General features: G+C 57.2%; 14 protein-coding genes and 1 pseudogene. 3 read left to right on the top strand and 12 right to left on the bottom strand.

Going from position 1 to position 14,757, the window contains the following annotated elements; translation table 11 throughout:
* Window position 1: 1 nt before the first annotated feature.
* Both tssE and ABLU67_RS02630 read left to right on the top strand, forming a co-directional pair.
* Entirely contained in the window at window positions 2–457 is a 456-nt protein-coding gene (gene tssE, locus ABLU67_RS02635; RefSeq protein WP_348852144.1) for a type VI secretion system baseplate subunit TssE, read from the top strand.
* Between the two features lie 23 nt (window positions 458–480).
* Window positions 481–1,815 (top strand): VasL domain-containing protein, encoded by a 1,335-nt coding sequence (locus tag ABLU67_RS02630; protein ID WP_348852143.1) that lies wholly within the window; start codon window positions 481–483, stop codon window positions 1,813–1,815.
* 162 nt (window positions 1,816–1,977) lie between these two features.
* Here ABLU67_RS02630 and ABLU67_RS02625 read toward each other — a convergent pair whose 3' ends face one another.
* Both ABLU67_RS02625 and ABLU67_RS02620 read right to left on the bottom strand, forming a co-directional pair.
* Window positions 1,978–3,657 carry a glycoside hydrolase family 43 protein gene (locus tag ABLU67_RS02625; protein WP_048263687.1) on the bottom strand — a complete coding sequence of 560 codons (1,680 nt, stop codon included), beginning with the start codon at window positions 3,655–3,657 and terminating at the stop codon, window positions 1,978–1,980.
* Window positions 3,658–3,711: 54 nt separating this feature from the next.
* Entirely contained in the window at window positions 3,712–5,151 is a 1,440-nt protein-coding gene (locus ABLU67_RS02620; RefSeq protein WP_162557676.1) for an MFS transporter, read from the bottom strand.
* Window positions 5,152–5,613: 462 nt separating this feature from the next.
* On the opposite strand from ABLU67_RS02620, the pseudogene ABLU67_RS02615 reads away from it, so the two are divergent.
* Window positions 5,614–6,029 (top strand): annotated as a pseudogene (locus tag ABLU67_RS02615) (carbohydrate porin); the annotation flags it as partial.
* Window positions 6,030–6,123: 94 nt separating this feature from the next.
* Here the strand turns inward: ABLU67_RS02615 and ABLU67_RS02610 are convergent.
* The 10 genes from ABLU67_RS02610 to ABLU67_RS02565 form a co-directional block, all read right to left on the bottom strand.
* Window positions 6,124–7,083: a DUF523 and DUF1722 domain-containing protein gene (locus ABLU67_RS02610; RefSeq protein WP_014229093.1), complete on the bottom strand. Its 960-nt coding sequence runs from the start codon at window positions 7,081–7,083 to the stop codon at window positions 6,124–6,126.
* 14 nt (window positions 7,084–7,097) lie between these two features.
* Window positions 7,098–7,631 (bottom strand): DUF3833 domain-containing protein, encoded by a 534-nt coding sequence (locus ABLU67_RS02605; RefSeq protein WP_025107997.1) that lies wholly within the window; start codon window positions 7,629–7,631, stop codon window positions 7,098–7,100.
* Entirely contained in the window at window positions 7,628–8,851 is a 1,224-nt protein-coding gene (locus tag ABLU67_RS02600) for a cyclopropane-fatty-acyl-phospholipid synthase family protein (RefSeq protein ID WP_348852142.1), read from the bottom strand. The genes ABLU67_RS02605 and ABLU67_RS02600 overlap by 4 nt, the downstream gene beginning before the upstream one ends.
* On the bottom strand, window positions 8,848–9,570 hold the full coding sequence (locus ABLU67_RS02595) for a DUF1365 domain-containing protein (protein ID WP_348852141.1): 723 nt from the start codon (window positions 9,568–9,570) through the stop codon (window positions 8,848–8,850). Before ABLU67_RS02595 ends, ABLU67_RS02600 begins: the two co-directional genes overlap by 4 nt.
* Window position 9,571: 1 nt before the next feature.
* Window positions 9,572–10,831: an FAD-dependent oxidoreductase gene (locus ABLU67_RS02590; protein WP_301718696.1), complete on the bottom strand. Its 1,260-nt coding sequence runs from the start codon at window positions 10,829–10,831 to the stop codon at window positions 9,572–9,574.
* Window positions 10,828–11,547, bottom strand: a complete 720-nt coding sequence (locus ABLU67_RS02585) for an SDR family NAD(P)-dependent oxidoreductase (protein ID WP_064375602.1) — start codon at window positions 11,545–11,547, stop codon at window positions 10,828–10,830. Before ABLU67_RS02585 ends, ABLU67_RS02590 begins: the two co-directional genes overlap by 4 nt.
* Window positions 11,544–11,978, bottom strand: a complete 435-nt coding sequence (locus ABLU67_RS02580; protein ID WP_301718695.1) for a nuclear transport factor 2 family protein — start codon at window positions 11,976–11,978, stop codon at window positions 11,544–11,546. Before ABLU67_RS02580 ends, ABLU67_RS02585 begins: the two co-directional genes overlap by 4 nt.
* A 242-nt stretch (window positions 11,979–12,220) precedes the next feature.
* Window positions 12,221–12,949: a MerR family transcriptional regulator gene (locus tag ABLU67_RS02575; protein WP_048263682.1), complete on the bottom strand. Its 729-nt coding sequence runs from the start codon at window positions 12,947–12,949 to the stop codon at window positions 12,221–12,223.
* A gap of 100 nt (window positions 12,950–13,049) precedes the next feature.
* The gene (locus ABLU67_RS02570; RefSeq protein ID WP_025107991.1) at window positions 13,050–13,394 is read right to left on the bottom strand and encodes a DUF1294 domain-containing protein; all 345 of its coding nucleotides are present in this window, start codon (window positions 13,392–13,394) and stop codon (window positions 13,050–13,052) included.
* A 97-nt stretch (window positions 13,395–13,491) separates the two neighbouring features.
* Window positions 13,492–14,679 (bottom strand): MFS transporter, encoded by a 1,188-nt coding sequence (locus ABLU67_RS02565; RefSeq protein ID WP_162557675.1) that lies wholly within the window; start codon window positions 14,677–14,679, stop codon window positions 13,492–13,494.
* Window positions 14,680–14,757: the final 78 nt, after the last annotated feature.

Raw genomic sequence — 14,757 nt, 5'->3', positions numbered from 1 at the left:
GATGCCCACACGCCATAATGCCCCCTCGCTGTATGAAATGCTGTACGGCAACTTTACCGGCGGACTCGACCTGCATCAGGTCAGTGAGGAAAACCAGGTTATTCTGTCGGTGCTGGATAATATGCAGCGCGTCCTCAACTGTCGAGCCGGGACGCTGGCGCACCTGCCCGATTACGGCCTGCCGGATATGACTAAAATCCTCCAGGGGATGCCGGGTACGGCTCATGAGCTGATGGGCATCCTGTCGGCCGTATTGCTTAAATATGAACCGCGGCTGAAGAAAATTGACGAGGTTCTGCTCGAGCAGGCTATTCCCGGCGAGCTGCGTTACGCCATTGACGCGGAGCTGAAGGGCGTAGGCCTGGTGCGCTACGGCACCGAATTTATGCCCGAGGGCAGGGTGCTTATCCGCCACCTCAAACAGCAGCAGTACCTGGAAGTCCGCTCCTCTATCTAGTTTTTATTCTGGCTGAAATCATCATGACGACCCCTTCTGAATGTTGCCTGAAAACCGGCGGCGACCCGCGTACGCTTGCGGATTACGCGCGCCTTCGCGATGAAATGAACAAACTGACCCATCCGGCGCGCCCGGATGTCAACTGGCGGCTCGCGGAAAAACTCTGCCTGTCGCTGTTTGAGCACAACGGCGTGGAGCTACAGACTGCCGCCTGGTATACGCTTGTCCGCACGCATCTGGCGGGGCTATACGGCATGAATGAAGGGCTGGCGATACTGGTCGCGCTGGTCTCCCGGCAGTGGGGCAGTATGTGGCCGCAGCCGACGACTGCGCGAATCAAAATACTCAGTTCGCTCAGTAAACGACTGCAGCAGGCGATGCGCACGCTGTCGCTTACCTATATCGACCTGAGCCAGCTTTACCAGGCAGAAGCGTATCTGACGGCGCTGGATGACGTACTGCAGCGTCTGGAACTCAAACATGCCGGCCAGCTTGATGCCCTGTCTATCCTGCTGCACAACGCGGCGGTGCGGCTGGAGAGCAGCGAAAATAAAGAGGAGACCGCGCCGCAAGCGGCGGCGCCTGATCCTGCCCCTTCCAGCCTCCCTGAACCGACCGCGCAGGTGAAATGGGTCTATGTCGCCGAACCGGCATCGCGGCCGAATGCTGACGTTGTGACGGCATTCCCGGCGCCCGCGAAGCCCTGGAAGCCGTTTGTCGCCGGGATGCTGACTATGCTGGCGCTGGCCGGGGCCGCGGCGGGAGGATGGCGGGCAACGCACCCGTCCGATTCGGGGCAGATGCGGTTTCCCGCCCGGTTCTCTCCATTGCCTACGGTGCTTTCCGCTGAGCAGTTACAGACGCTACGACAACAATCCCCCTCGGCGGAGCCGGGGATAAAACAGACTCAGCAGCAGCTGGCGCAGCTTTTACAGCTAAAACCGGACTGGGCTTTGAGTTATGGTACTCATCTGGCGCAGCAGGCGCTGACGCTATGGCCAGAACAGGCGAAACCGCTGGCGCGGCAATGGCAACAGCAGGTCAGCGCCGCCGCGCTTCCCGTGGAGAATCTCAGCGGCTGGCACCAGGGAATGACGCAGCTACAGCAGTTGACGAACCGGCTTAACGCGCTGGATGAACAGAAGGGGCGGTATATCACGGTGAGTGAGCTGAAGTCAGCGGTGTTTGCCATAACGCAGTCGTTCAGCCGTACCGTTCCGGCGGAAGAGCAGCTGCGACAACTCTCCGCACAGCCGCGCAATCAGCCAGGGTCTGCGGCGCAGCAGAACCAGACGGAGCAGCATCTGCAACAACTGATTGCCCGCTATGCTGCGCTGAAACAAAAAACGGCGGAATAAGCCTGCAATAGCCACCCGCACGGGTCATTAGCGTGACGCATGACTTTCGCTATCGGAACGGCCGGTTGCCGGCCTGATGCGACAACCCTGCCACACCCGGCACCGGCGCGCCTGTCGCGCCGGTGCCTCCTTTCAGCGTTCAATCTCCTCAGACAGGGCTATCTAATAACGCCGTAATTCACTGGCTTCCCAGCTATACGCGTCCCTGGCGATTAACGTGTCGCCAAGCTCCTGATAATCGAAATGATAAAACTCAGCGCGGGCGCCATAACCGGAGTAGTCGACTGCCGCAAGGCCAACAAACGCTCCGGTAAAGAATCCGCCATAGCTTTGCAGGACATAATCATCCGAAAGGATCGCAGCATCTAGCTTCACAGGGATTTCAGTGAACTCAACCCCATCAAAGCTATATTCATAGCTATACGTTTCCTTCCTGACTTTCGTCCGGAACCAGACATATTCAACGTGCTCCGGGAGCTTGATGGCTTCATCTTTTAAATATGATGTATACCGTCCTCGATTATTCTCACCTATTTCAATGACCTTACCGTTAATTTCATTCCAGGTAATGAACACAAAACTCCAGTGACGATCGTTATAGTAATTCGTTAATCCAGCCATTTGCTGGTAGTTAAATGGATTAAATTTAACTTTAACTTTCGCATCAAAATAAAAGGCTTGCCAGCGTCGGGCAATCAGCGACAGGTCATGGGTATTCGCTAAAGATCCCTGGCCAATTAACGTTAACTTGCCATCGCCGGTGGTACCCATTTTTTCTGTAAACGGCACCCGCAGGGTGTTCCAGTTACCATCGAGTGTCGCCGTTGTAAATTCGTCGTGCTGGCTACGGTCTTCCGGACTTTCGGTATCAATGGCATCTTTCGGGCCTTCAACAAACGTCTTTCCGCCGTGACCGCCTTCAATACGCGGCCAGCCGCCTTCATCCCAGTACACCTTCTGGATAGCCGTTTCTCTGCCCAGCGTTGACCAGCCGCGAGGATCGTAGACTGACTCACCCGGGCGATTCCACGGACGCGCGCAGAGCGAGGCGTAGTACCATTCGCCGCCGGGGGTGGAAACCAACGCGCCGTGCCCTTGCTTTTGGATGTAGCTGTCTGGCGTATCGACGTTGGTTAAGAAGACCTCACCTGGCTCCGTTTCAAAGCTGTTGGCGTCTAAGGTTTTAGAACGCGCAACCACTTCCTGGTGCGTAAATACGGTGCCCCCCTGGGCGGCAAAAAGATAATAATATCCGTTCAGTTTATAGAGATGCGGCCCTTCAACGAGCCCAACGGCGGTCCCCCGATAAAGGGTACGCGCGGTCTCTGGCATTAATTTCAGGGTTTTTGTATCCAGTTCAGTTAACGTGATGCCGTCAAAGGGATGGTGATATTCACGATGGTCCCAGGTTTGCTGCACGATATATTTCCGGCCATCATCGTCGTGGAAGAGAGAAGCATCAAAACCTACGCCGTTAAGCTTAATGGGATCTGACCACGGGCCGCGGATATCGGCTGCGGTGGTCAGATAGTTTGTCATGTCTTTAAAGGCGCCTTCGGTGACTTTGACGTCGGTATACACTAGCCAGAATTGACCGTCGGCATAAGAGAGCGCCGGCGCCCAGATGCCGCCTGATGAAGGGTTGCCTTTCATATCCAGCAGGGTGGTGGTTGACAGGGGCGCAGGGAGAAGATTCCAGTGCTCCAGGTCTTTTGACTCATGTAAACGAACGCCAGGGAACCACTCAAACGTAGAGTTGGCGATATAGTAGGTGTCCTCGACACGGATAATACTGGGGTCGGCATTAAACCCACGTAAAATAGGGTTTTGAATAAGTGACATATCATTACACCTTTTTATTTAAATGTTCCAAATGCATTTAATTTATATTTTTAACTACGCGCGGACTTCATCAAGCTGACGGTTGATATCGGTTACGTTTTTGTCAGAGATGGGATAAACCTGCATGATGATCATCGATACGATGGCTAACGCGATAGGGATCCACACCGCGGTCATAATGATCCCGTCGATAGCGCTGGCGCTTTGCTGGGCGCCGGTTTCATTAAAGCCATAAACGGCCAGTAACCACAGGGGAATCGCGCCGCCGATGGTAAAGCCGATTTTGAAAAAGAGGCCCATAATCGCATTAATGATCGCCGCATTTCGCTTGCCAGATTTTAATTCGCCATACGCAATCACTTCAGGAACCAGCGCCCACATAAAGCCGGTCGCGGACGTTAAGCCCCATTGTTTAATGAAGGTGGCGATGTAAGCCAGCCAAAGCGCATCGTGCATGCCCTCGCGTGACCAGACGTAAGTCAGTAGCTCGCCGACAATAAACATGGCCAGAAAAATATGGAAGAAGCCTTTTTTACCAAAAATTTTCTTGAGTTTGGGCCAAAAAATAGGGAATGCGATGCCCGGTATGGAGGCGACAAGGCCTACGGCGCCCATCCATTCTGAATGACCGACAACGTACTGATTGAAAAAGCCGTTAACCGTGTTCATGAAAAACATGAACGTGAAGGCCAGCATGAAAAACAGCCCGAGAATAACCAGCGGGCGGTTATGTTTGAGTTCAAGGAACAGATCGGTCGTTTTGACGTTGGCGGTCTGTTCTGCCGTCGCGACAACGCGTTCTTTCGTAAATTTATAGCAGATGAAAAGCGCCACCGCGCCGATGAGCATATACACGGAGTAGACGCCGAACCAGGCGTAGTTGGCTGATGGATCGGTATAGTTTCCCAGATTGAGCTCAATGCCGAAAAAACCGGTGTCCTTAAGGCTGCGATCTTTTGGTGAAGCCATCTGTACAAACATCGGGAACAGGGTATAAACAAGAAGATTGGCGCTATTGGCCAGCATCATTCGGGTACTGGTGAGTTTATCAATTGATTCCGGATCCCGGGTCAGGGACGCATTAAGCGAACCATAAGGAATATTCACTACGGAATAAACTAAATCCAGAGCCAAATAAACGATGAAGGCAAAAGGTACCGAACCTCTGACCCCAGGAATGGGAGCAAAAAGTAAAGCGGAAAGGATCACCAACGGTACGCCGGCTCTTAACAGCCAGGGGCGATATTTACCTGCTTTTGACGTTCTTTTGTCAACATACGTGCCGACCATCGGATCCCAAAAGACATTGATGATTCGGACAAAAAGAAATATAAACCCTGCCGTTGCCGTGCTGATGGTATTAACCGTCAGCATGTGAAGAGCCAGAAAGCCGCCTATTGTGCCAAAAACCAGGTTTTGAGCGAAGTCGCCCATACCATAACCAATACGTTCTCCACGCGTTAATTTATGATATTCATCACGGCGGCTTTGCATTATGTTTTTACTCATTCTGAGCAGACTCCGGTGTGTTGTGTGGATGTGTAACAATTTCTGACATAAATGATCTCGAAGAATCTATTACGTTTTTAAATTAATTTATTATGTTTTTTTACTTCTGTGATCATCGAAGCAAAGCCTCTTCCAGACCCTCCATTTCACTTGTTGATTAACGCGTTACAAGCTATACCCCGGTAGATTTAAAACGCCGCAAAACCGGCATTTTGTTTTATTGTTTTTTTTACTCTGACCACTCCAGGAAATGTACTCTACAGGGTTATCCGTGCGCTGAGTAAATGGCGATAATATCTGCGGGTGGGCTCACGTTTGGGTGTTTTCTTAATAGCGAAGCGAAATAACGTAATATATTCTGATTGCCCAGAATGGGATTGTTATTATCCGAATAAAGCTAACCTATATTGAGATAGTTATGACAATGATAAAAAACTTCCATTACCGATGGCGGTCGTGGCCACGCTGTGCCCAATTTTCGTATTCGCGCGAGAATTTACTCAAGAACAGATCGACGCCGTGCTGATAAAAAAGTGGATGTTATTACCAACCCGCAGACCACCGCGGCCACGCCGGATATGGCGATCCCCTTCGGTCTGAAGGCCCGCTACGGCGCGCAGTTCCAGACCGGCGATCGGCCGTTTAGGCAATGAAGGCAATGGCGGCGAATTCCAGATAACCAAAGCCTTCAACAGCTGTAAAGGAGCTATCTGGGATATCAACGTCATGTTTGCCCACCGGAGCGATGAAGTTAACCTGAAAAAAGCCTACGTCGGCGTCACCAACGTGCTGGAGTCTAACCCCAATGCCAAATCGGAGCCGGCCGTGACTTCCATCAGCGTCCGCAACAGGGGATCAACAACGACTTCCGGATGGGGTGAGGCATGGTTCCAGAAGCCGATGGATCCAACAACGAAGAGGCTGGCGTGCGCCAGCCTCTTCGCGCGTTCAGCTATCTCAATGCACCGTCAGGCGCAGGGCCAGGTCCTGCGGGTAGGGATCAAAGTAGTTCTGCGCCTGCAGATAGCGATCCGGGTATTCGGCCAGATAGTGCTTAAGCAGCGTTAACGGCGCAAGGATAGGCAGCAGCCCGGAGCGATAGTTAAGGATCACCTCCCGCAGCTCGCCGCGCTGGCGGCTGTTTAGCTGGTTACGAAAGTAGCCCTGAATATGCATCAGCACGTTGGTGTGGTTTTTACGCGAGGCGGGCTGTTTCAGGATCGTCATCAGTTTTTCGCGGTAGATCGCAAAGAAAGCCTCCAGATCCTGCCATTCGTGGAGCGAAGCAACGAACGGGCCAATCTCGCGGTATCCCGCCTGATGGTGGGCCAGCAGCTGCAGTTTATAGCGGCTATGGAAATCCAGCAGCGCGCGGCGCGTCAGGCCATTTTTGTGCAGACAGTTAAGCTCGTGCAGCGCGAAGACCCGTTCGACAAAATTCTCACGCAGCACCGGATCGTGCAGGCGGCCATCTTCTTCCACCGGCAGCCACGGATATTTCTCCATCAGCGCGGCGGTAAACAACCCTGTGCCTTCTTTTCGCCCGCGATTGCCCTTTTCATCGTACAGCCGCACGCGCTCCATGCCGCAGCTGGGCGATTTGGCGCAGACGATAAATCCCGATAGCTCGCCCAGGGTCGAGAGGTGGGCGCTGGCGAAATCGGCCATCTTCTCCGTCACGTCGTCGTGCGGTGCATGCGTGAAGCGCATGCGGATTTCCCCTTCGGTCGTTTGCACCAGCCGCAGCGCCGGGCGCGGGACGGGGAGGCCGATAGCCATCTCCGGGCAGACGGGTTTAAACGCCACCCACTGCGCCAGCTCGTCCATCACAAAGCCCATGCGCTTATGCCCGCCGTCGAATCGTACGGCAGAACCGGTCAAACATCCGCTGATCCCAATGACAGGTTGTGTGTTCATGGCGTAGTCCTCTTTTATTGTGCGGTTCGGGTGAAGAAAAGGGTCACGGTGGCGACGGTAATGCCGAATTTCTTCATCTCGGTTTTGTTGAACAGGTGCGCGTCGTCCTGCAGGAACATCCAGTCGTCGAAGTGCAGTAGCCAGGTGCTACCGCTGGCCGTCACGTTCATGCTGTAGCGCCAGTGAAAAGCGTTGCCCGCCGCCTGGCCGGTCGCCACGCCGGCAATGTCGCCCGCGGTGCCTTCATAACGGTGGTCGCCGGTGCGGCGAATGCGCCATACCCGCTGCTGCTTTTCGCCATCATCGTAGATAAAGCGTTCGTGGAGCGTCAGCGTGTCGCCAACAACGTCGCCGTCAATGGCGACATGGAAGCGGCGCAGCTGTTTGCCGTTGCGATCCTGAACCATCCCCCAGGCTTCCGTTTTGCCCTGAAAGTAGTGGAAAATGTCCAGCGCCGGCTGCTGCTGCCGGTAGTCGGCCACTTCGGCGCTGCAGCCCGCCAGCGCCAGCATCAGCAGCGCGAGGCCAAGGGTCAGAATGCGTTTCATGATGTTCGCTCCGCGGTAAGCTGCACAACGCTGATGGTGCGGGCGTTAAACCCGGCTTCGCAGTAGCCGAAGTAGTAGAGCCACATGCGGCGGAAGCGATCGTCAAAGCCGAGCTTCTCAATATCCTGCCAGGCGTGGATAAATCGCTGCCGCCAGTGGGCCAGGGTGCGGGCGTAGTCCGGCCCCATATCGAACAGATCGCGCACCACAAAATCGGTGTGCCGCGTCATCAGCTCGTTCATCGCCGTAATGCTGGGCAAAAATCCGCCGGGGAAGATGTAGCGCTGAATAAAATCCACGTTTTTGCTGTAGCCGCGATAGCGCTGATCCTGGATGGTAATTGCCTGGATCGCCATTCTGCCGCCCGGGCGCAGCCGCGCCTGGCAGGTGCGAAAGAAAGCCGGCAGATAGCGTTGCCCCACGGCTTCAATCATCTCCACCGACAGCAGCTTGTCGTACTGGCCGGTCAGATCGCGGTAATCGCAGAGCAGTACCTCGACGCGATCCTGCAGCCCGGCGCGGGTAATTCGCGCGTTGGCCCACTGGAACTGTTCCTGCGACAGGGTGGTAGTGGTGACCCGGCAGCCGTAGTGGCGGGCGGCGTATTCGGCCATCGCCCCCCAGCCGGTGCCAATCTCCAGGAGATGATCGCCGGGCGTAAGCGCCAGACGCTCGCACAGGCGCGCCATTTTGGCCCGCTGGGCCTGGGTAAGATCCTGGCCGTCGTCGGTAAACAGCGCGCTGGAGTAAAGCAGCTCGTCGTCAAGGAAGTGGGCGTAAAAGTCGTTGCCCAGATCGTAATGGGCGGCGATATTCGCCTTCGCCTGCGCGCGCGAGTTGCGGCGCGTCCAGTGGCGCAGCCGCTCTACGGGCTTGCCCAGCAGCCGGAAGCCGCGCTCCAGCCGCCCCAGTACCTGGCCGTTACGCGCCAGGATCTGCAGCAGCGGCGTCAACTGCTGGCTCTCCCATTCGCCGTCCATCCAGGCCTCCGCGGCGGCGAGGCTGCCGCCGGTCAGTAAACGCCGGTAGACGCCCGAGGAGAGCACGTGCACCTCGGCGCGCAGCGCGGCGGCGGGGTCGCCAAAATGAAAGGTCTGCGCCCCTTCGCGTACGGTGAGCGCCCCTTCGCGAATGCCGCTCAACAGACGAAAGAGCAACCAGCGCGCGAAACGCACGTTGCGCGGGATATCGGGTTCAAGCGCAAAGACTGGATCGGTCATGAGCGTTCACTCCTGCTGACAGGATGGTTGTACAGCGGCACGCGCTTGAGCCATAGCCGCAGCGCCTGCCAGTAGATCGCGAGGACGGTTTTCAGCGTCATCAGCGGAATGCGCAGCAGCAGCCCGCGCAGGCTGGCCCGCGTTAAAGGCGCGCGGCTCAGGGCCAGCGTGGCGTCGAAGACTTTCGCGGCCTGATGGTTCTCGATATGCATGTGCAGCGTTTTACCGGGACTGTTAAAGCGCCAGAGGTAGACCATATCCATCGGGTTAAACGGCGAGACGTGAAAGGCTTTCGCCAGCGGGCGCGCCCGTTGACCGTCTACCGCGTAGTAATGGCGCTCATTCCACGGCGTGTTGCGCACTTCGGCCAGCACCCAGCGCAGGGTACCGGCGCCGTCGTAGCAGTAGTAAAAGTTGACCGGGTTAAAATGAAAGCCCAGGTAGCGCAGTTGGGTCAGCAGCATGACGCGGCCATCCGGGCGCGCGCCGGTCAGGCTTTCCAGCCGGTTCAGAACCTGCGCTTTCAGCTGCGTGCCCAGCGGATAATCCGCATCGTAAAAAGAGGCGGCAGCAAAGCGATTGCGGCGGATACCCGCTTCGCCGAGCCGATCCAGCTCATCCAGATCGAGCCAGGCCATAAAGATGCGATAGCGAAAGTGGTGCGCTTTCGGCTGAAGACGGCGGTGGCGTAATACGCCCTGATAGAGGCAGCTGTTCATGTCAGAGGTTCTCCGCCGCGATGATGCCGTTGACCACATCGAGGGCGCTGCGCACGCCATCTTCATGAAAACCGTTGTACCAGTACGCGCCGCAGAACCAGCTTCGCTGGCGGCCGTTAATCTCCTCGCGCCGCATCTGGGCGGACCAGCTTTGGGGATTAAATAGCGGGTGTTCATAGACCATACGCTTCCAGACGAAGCGCGGGTCCACCGGCGTTGGCGGATTGAGGGTGACGCAGAACAGCGGGGCGTCGGCAGGCAGGCCCTGGAGAATATTCATGTTATAGGTGACGCAGGCGCTGGCCTGATCCTGTTCGCTCAGGCGATAGTTCCAGCTGGCCCAGGCGCGCTTGCGCACCGGCAGCCAGCGGGGATCGCTGTGCAGGACCACCTCGTTTCGCTGCCAGCCGATATCCCCCAGTATTTCGCCTTCGGCGAGCGTCGGGTCCGCCAGCATGGCCAGCGCTTCGGCAGAGTGGCAGGCGAAGATCGCCTGATCGAAGTGCTGCTCCCCCGATGCCAGCTGGAGCGTGACGCCATCCTGATGACGGATCACGTTCTGCACCGGCGCATTGAGGCGCAGGCGCAGGCGATCGCCAGACCGGGCAAGCAGGGCGCGCACGTATTCGCGCGAGCCGCCGGGCACCACGTACCACTGCGGGCGCTGGCGGATATCCAGCAGGCCGTGATTATCAAAGAAGCGCAAGAACAGCGCCAGCGGGAAGCGGCGCATCTCCTGCAGCGACGAAGACCAGATAGCGGCCCCCATCGGCAGGATATAGTGGCGTGCGAAAAAGGGGCTAAAACGGTGCCGCTCAAGGAAGATCTGCAGCGTGGCGCCCGGGTCGAACGCCCCCGCCAGAGCCTGCTTCGCCAGGCGATTAAAGCGGACGATCTCCGTCAGCAACCCCCAGAAGGCCGGCTTTAGCAGATTGCGCCGCTGGGCGAAAAGCGAGCTCAGGCTGTGGCCGTTATACTCCAGCGCGCTCTGCGGATTGTGGACTGAAAAGCTCATCTGCGTTTTTTGACCGCTCAGCCCCAGCTCGTTAAGCAGGCCCATAAAGCGCGGATAGGTGCGATCGTTATACACGATGAATCCGGTATCGATGGCCCAGGTACCCTGCGGCGTGGCGATATCCACCGTGGCGGTATGCCCCCCCGGCGTGGACGCCGCTTCGAACAGGGTCACTTCGTGTTGCCCGGCAAGGCGCCAGGCGCAGGTCAGCCCGGCAATGCCGCTGCCAATAATCGCGATTTTCATGGGCGCACCATCCTGCGCAATAGCCTGCGCTGAAGTCCTTCAGGAAGCCCGGCCAGCAGACGCAGAAGCAGGCAAAAGCCCGTCGGGAAGGCGATACGATCGTGCCCTTTCGCCAGACCGCGGCGAATCGCTTTAACCGCCTGCTCCACGCTCACCTGGCCGGGCATAGAAAAATCGTTTTTACGCGTCAGCGGAGTGTCAACAAACCCAGGCGAAACGACCGTGACGGCGATCCCTCTTGGCTCCCAGTCCAGGCGCAGACTGTTGGCAAACCAGGTCAGCGCCGCTTTCGAGGCGCCATAGGCTTCGGCCCGAGGAAAGGGTAGCCAGTGCGCCATCGAGCTCACCAGCACCACGCGATTCCCGGCTGACAGCTGCGACTGAATCGCCGCCAGGCAGTTCACCGGCCCGAGAAAATTAGTGGTGATGACCCTTTCAACCAGCCCGGCATCCACCGTTCCGTGTTCGAGATATTCGCAGGTCCCGGCGCAGAGAATGATCAGATCGGCGCGGCAGTCAGCGAGCGTCTGGCGACAGGCATCCCTGTCCGTCATATCGAAAGAGCGGACGCTGATGTGGGGACTGTGCTGCTGTAGCGCCGACAGACGCGACGGATCGCGGCCGCAGGCGATAACCCGGTGGCCGTCCGCAGCGAAGGACCTGGCGAGCCCGGCGCCAATGCCGGAGCTGGCGCCGGTGATGAGCACCGTCATCATGACCGCACCCTCCGTTTAGCGCCGCGCACCGCCCAGCCCAGCAGGGGAAGGTGTTCGTACAGCATCTCCCCGGCGTCGTAGTAGTCACGCTGGTGAATAATTCGTTCGTCTTCAACGGTGACCACCGAACAGCCCGCAAGCTGTAGCGCCTTACCCCCGGCAAGTCTCGGATGCGACCAGTGCATGGTCCAGGCGACGGCAAAACGTTGACCTTCGCAGAGCGGGGCATCGAGGGTGAAACGGCAATGATCGACGTTGGCCAGCAGGTGCGAAAGATAATCCTGGATTGCGGACAGCCCCCGGTGTTGGCCAAAAGGATCGATCAGCACCGCATTCGTGTGGTACAGCGCGGCCAGCGCCGAAGGCGGCTGGGTATCCAGCGTGGCGTAGTACGTACTAAAACGGCTAATGATGGATGGCGAGGGACTCATAGGTCACTTCCTGAGTAAACAATATGGCATAGTTAAAACTTACACAATTAATATTATTTGTCCAAGTTTTGACTAAAATATTTTTTATTTTCATTGATTATCAGTTGGTTAATAACATGTCTTTGAAGCATGATTTTGTGGGTGTTGGAGAGAAAAGAAGAGTCAGCGGGCTTGTGCGGAAAAAGAAGAGGGGCAATTCTGAGGGACCTGCTCGTTGCGCCACGGAGCGGTGGCGCACGCAATTACAGCGCAACAATCTCCAGAGAGACAACCTGCTGCTGCCAGCGTTCAACCTGTTTCTGCCGGGCTGGAGAGAGTTTACCGGTCGTCACCAGTAGCCATTTGCGATCCGGCAGGATCTCCGGCGCCAGGGTCGCGGGGGGAGAGGGAAGGATGTCGATGCGGTGGCCCTGACCGGTGCGTTTGAGCGCTTCGAGCCAGATTTCGCAGGCGTCCGTCAGGTGCCAGCCGGTGATCAGATAGTTATCGCCGGGCGCCTTTTTGTCCCCTTCGAGGCAAAAAGAGGTGTAGGCGATAATGATGCCGTCGAGGATTTCGCGCAGCGTCATGATGGCCGGTACGTTGGCGGAAACCTGGCTACGCAGCGGGCGCAGCACTTCGGTGACCAGCTCGGGGCGGGGGGATTCACGACCGGCGTCGTAAATCAGCTGGCGCAGGGATTCGATTTTCCCCTCTTTAAGCCGCTGGAGCATGCTCTCCTGCAAGGTGATCCAGTTATTCGTCCGCCGTGCGCCAGGGCGCGCCAGCAGGGGCTTTACCTGGCTGACAGGTACCCCTTTTTTTACCCAGTCGAGGATTTTAAGCGCCTGCTGGATATCGTCATCGTTATACAGGCGATGGCCGCCATCGGTACGCTGTGGTTTAAGCAGGCCGTAGCGACGCTGCCAGGCGCGGAGCGTCGTTGCGTTTATGCCGCAAAGCTGCGCAAATTCTCCGATGGAGTAGGTCATAAGGTACACCTGATAATCAACAATACTCTCAATAATATACTACGAATAGCGGCGGGTTGAGTGCATTCCACGCGTTTGCAAACCGTAGCCTCGCCGGAACTTAGTGAAAAGAAAAAGGAGAGAACAAATAAATCGCCACCATCCCTGAGAGGCTGACGATCGTGCTGATGATGAATCGGGTTCTGAACGGCTGCTTTTGCGTTTTGTGGCGGAACAGCTGTTGGCCGGCTATCGCGCCAGCCCAGCCGCCCAGCACCCCGAACGCCAGCAATGTGGCTTCCGGTACTCTGCGCCAGGCCCTGCGCGCCGCCATTTTATCCACGCCGTAGATCGCCAGGGTCAGCGCGTTGACCAGCAGGAGCCAGGTAGCAAAGGGCCAGGCGGTAAAAATGCTGCCGACCGCTGCGAAAATCAGAAGCAAATAACAACATCGATTGAGATTTATCATATGAGCCGCGGTTATTTTTAGCGTGTATCGAAGCCGCATTATACGCATTACCCGCGGCGAGAAAAATCCGCTACCCGCATCGGATGGCGCCAGCTTATTGCGTCATTTGCCGGCTGGTGTACAACGTCATCCCGACCGCGGCAAGAAGCAGTATGCCGCTTAAGCCAAACGCGCTTTGCCACCCCAGGCGGTCAAATACCAAACCGCCCGTCGTCGAACCCAGCGCGATCGACAGCTGAATAACGGCAACCATCAGACCGCCTCCCGCTTCGGCGTCGTCGGGCAGCGTCCGCGCGATCCATGTCCACCAGCCGGTTGGCGCCGCGGTCGCCAGCATCCCCCACAGGCTTAACAGCACGGCAACGGTCCAGGCGTGGTGTCCTACCAGAAGCAACGTGCCGGCGATGAGGGCCATCAATAAAGGGATGGTCATTAAGGTCTGATAAAACCGGGCGTTGAGGAGTGTTGAAACGCCCAGGGTGCCGATAAAACCCGCGACGCCGATAGCGAGTAAAATCAGGGACAGACCAGAGGCGCTGACGCCGGTCACCGCTTCCAGAAACGGCCGCACGTAGGTAAATAAGGCAAACTGCCCCATAAAGAAGAGTCCGCAGGCCAGCAGACCGATCGCGACGATGGAATGTCTGAGCAGGCGAAGCACGGAGCCGCGCGGCCGGCTCGCTTTATCGCTTTCCATCGCAGGCAGGCTGAAGCACTGCCAGATGAACGCGACTATCGCCAGCGGTACGAGGCAAAAAAAGGCGCCGCGCCAGCCGACGGTGGCCCCCAGATAGCTGCCAAGCGGCGCGGCCACGACGGTCGCCAGCGCGTTGCCGCCGTTGAAAATCGCCAGCGCGCGGGGAACCTGGTGCGCGGGGACCAGCCTGATGGCGGTGGCCGCCGACATCGACCAGAATCCCCCGATAACGATGCCAATCAGGGCTCTTCCCGCCATATAGATCGCATAGCTGTGGGCCAGCGCGACAATCATTCCCGAGACCGCCATCAGAACCGTCAGCCCCAGCAGAAGGTGTTTACGATTCAGACTTCCGGCAAGGTTAGAGATAGTCAGGCTGGTCAGCACCGCCAGGGCGCCGGAAATCGCAATGCCCTGGCCTGCCAGCCCCTCGGTGATGTTTAGCTCTCCGGCGATCGGCGTCAGCAGGCTGACCGGCAGAAATTCGGAAGCGATGAGGACAAAAACGCACAGCGTCATGGCAAAGACGCCGCCCCAATGGGCGTGCGGTTGAGGGTGTGGTGTACGACGACTCAGTGTGGACATGATAGGGGTATCTCTGTATTTTCCCGGCCAGATTCGGGTGCGGCCGGAGCGGTCGCTATTCATTGAATAACGACTAAA

The organism is Klebsiella sp. GN_Kp190 (genome assembly GCF_040061795.1).
GTDB classification, from domain to species: domain Bacteria; phylum Pseudomonadota; class Gammaproteobacteria; order Enterobacterales; family Enterobacteriaceae; genus Klebsiella; species Klebsiella michiganensis.
Note: the sequence above shows the minus strand (reverse complement) of the source record. Positions and strands in the feature narration are given on the sequence as shown.

What these genes read in the sequence shown, in the direction of transcription:
- tssE (WP_348852144.1), top strand. Translation starts at nt 2, where the DNA reads ATGCCCACACGCCATAATGCCCCCTCGCTGTATGAAATGCTGTACGGC.
- ABLU67_RS02630 (WP_348852143.1), top strand. Translation starts at nt 481, where the DNA reads ATGACGACCCCTTCTGAATGTTGCCTGAAAACCGGCGGCGACCCGCGT.
- ABLU67_RS02625 (WP_048263687.1), bottom strand. Translation starts at nt 3,657, where the DNA reads ATGTCACTTATTCAAAACCCTATTTTACGTGGGTTTAATGCCGACCCC.
- ABLU67_RS02620 (WP_162557676.1), bottom strand. Translation starts at nt 5,151, where the DNA reads ATGCAAAGCCGCCGTGATGAATATCATAAATTAACGCGTGGAGAACGT.
- ABLU67_RS02610 (WP_014229093.1), bottom strand. Translation starts at nt 7,083, where the DNA reads ATGAACACACAACCTGTCATTGGGATCAGCGGATGTTTGACCGGTTCT.
- ABLU67_RS02605 (WP_025107997.1), bottom strand. Translation starts at nt 7,631, where the DNA reads ATGAAACGCATTCTGACCCTTGGCCTCGCGCTGCTGATGCTGGCGCTG.
- ABLU67_RS02600 (WP_348852142.1), bottom strand. Translation starts at nt 8,851, where the DNA reads ATGACCGATCCAGTCTTTGCGCTTGAACCCGATATCCCGCGCAACGTG.
- ABLU67_RS02595 (WP_348852141.1), bottom strand. Translation starts at nt 9,570, where the DNA reads ATGAACAGCTGCCTCTATCAGGGCGTATTACGCCACCGCCGTCTTCAG.
- ABLU67_RS02590 (WP_301718696.1), bottom strand. Translation starts at nt 10,831, where the DNA reads ATGAAAATCGCGATTATTGGCAGCGGCATTGCCGGGCTGACCTGCGCC.
- ABLU67_RS02585 (WP_064375602.1), bottom strand. Translation starts at nt 11,547, where the DNA reads ATGATGACGGTGCTCATCACCGGCGCCAGCTCCGGCATTGGCGCCGGG.
- ABLU67_RS02580 (WP_301718695.1), bottom strand. Translation starts at nt 11,978, where the DNA reads ATGAGTCCCTCGCCATCCATCATTAGCCGTTTTAGTACGTACTACGCC.
- ABLU67_RS02575 (WP_048263682.1), bottom strand. Translation starts at nt 12,949, where the DNA reads ATGACCTACTCCATCGGAGAATTTGCGCAGCTTTGCGGCATAAACGCA.
- ABLU67_RS02565 (WP_162557675.1), bottom strand. Translation starts at nt 14,679, where the DNA reads ATGTCCACACTGAGTCGTCGTACACCACACCCTCAACCGCACGCCCAT.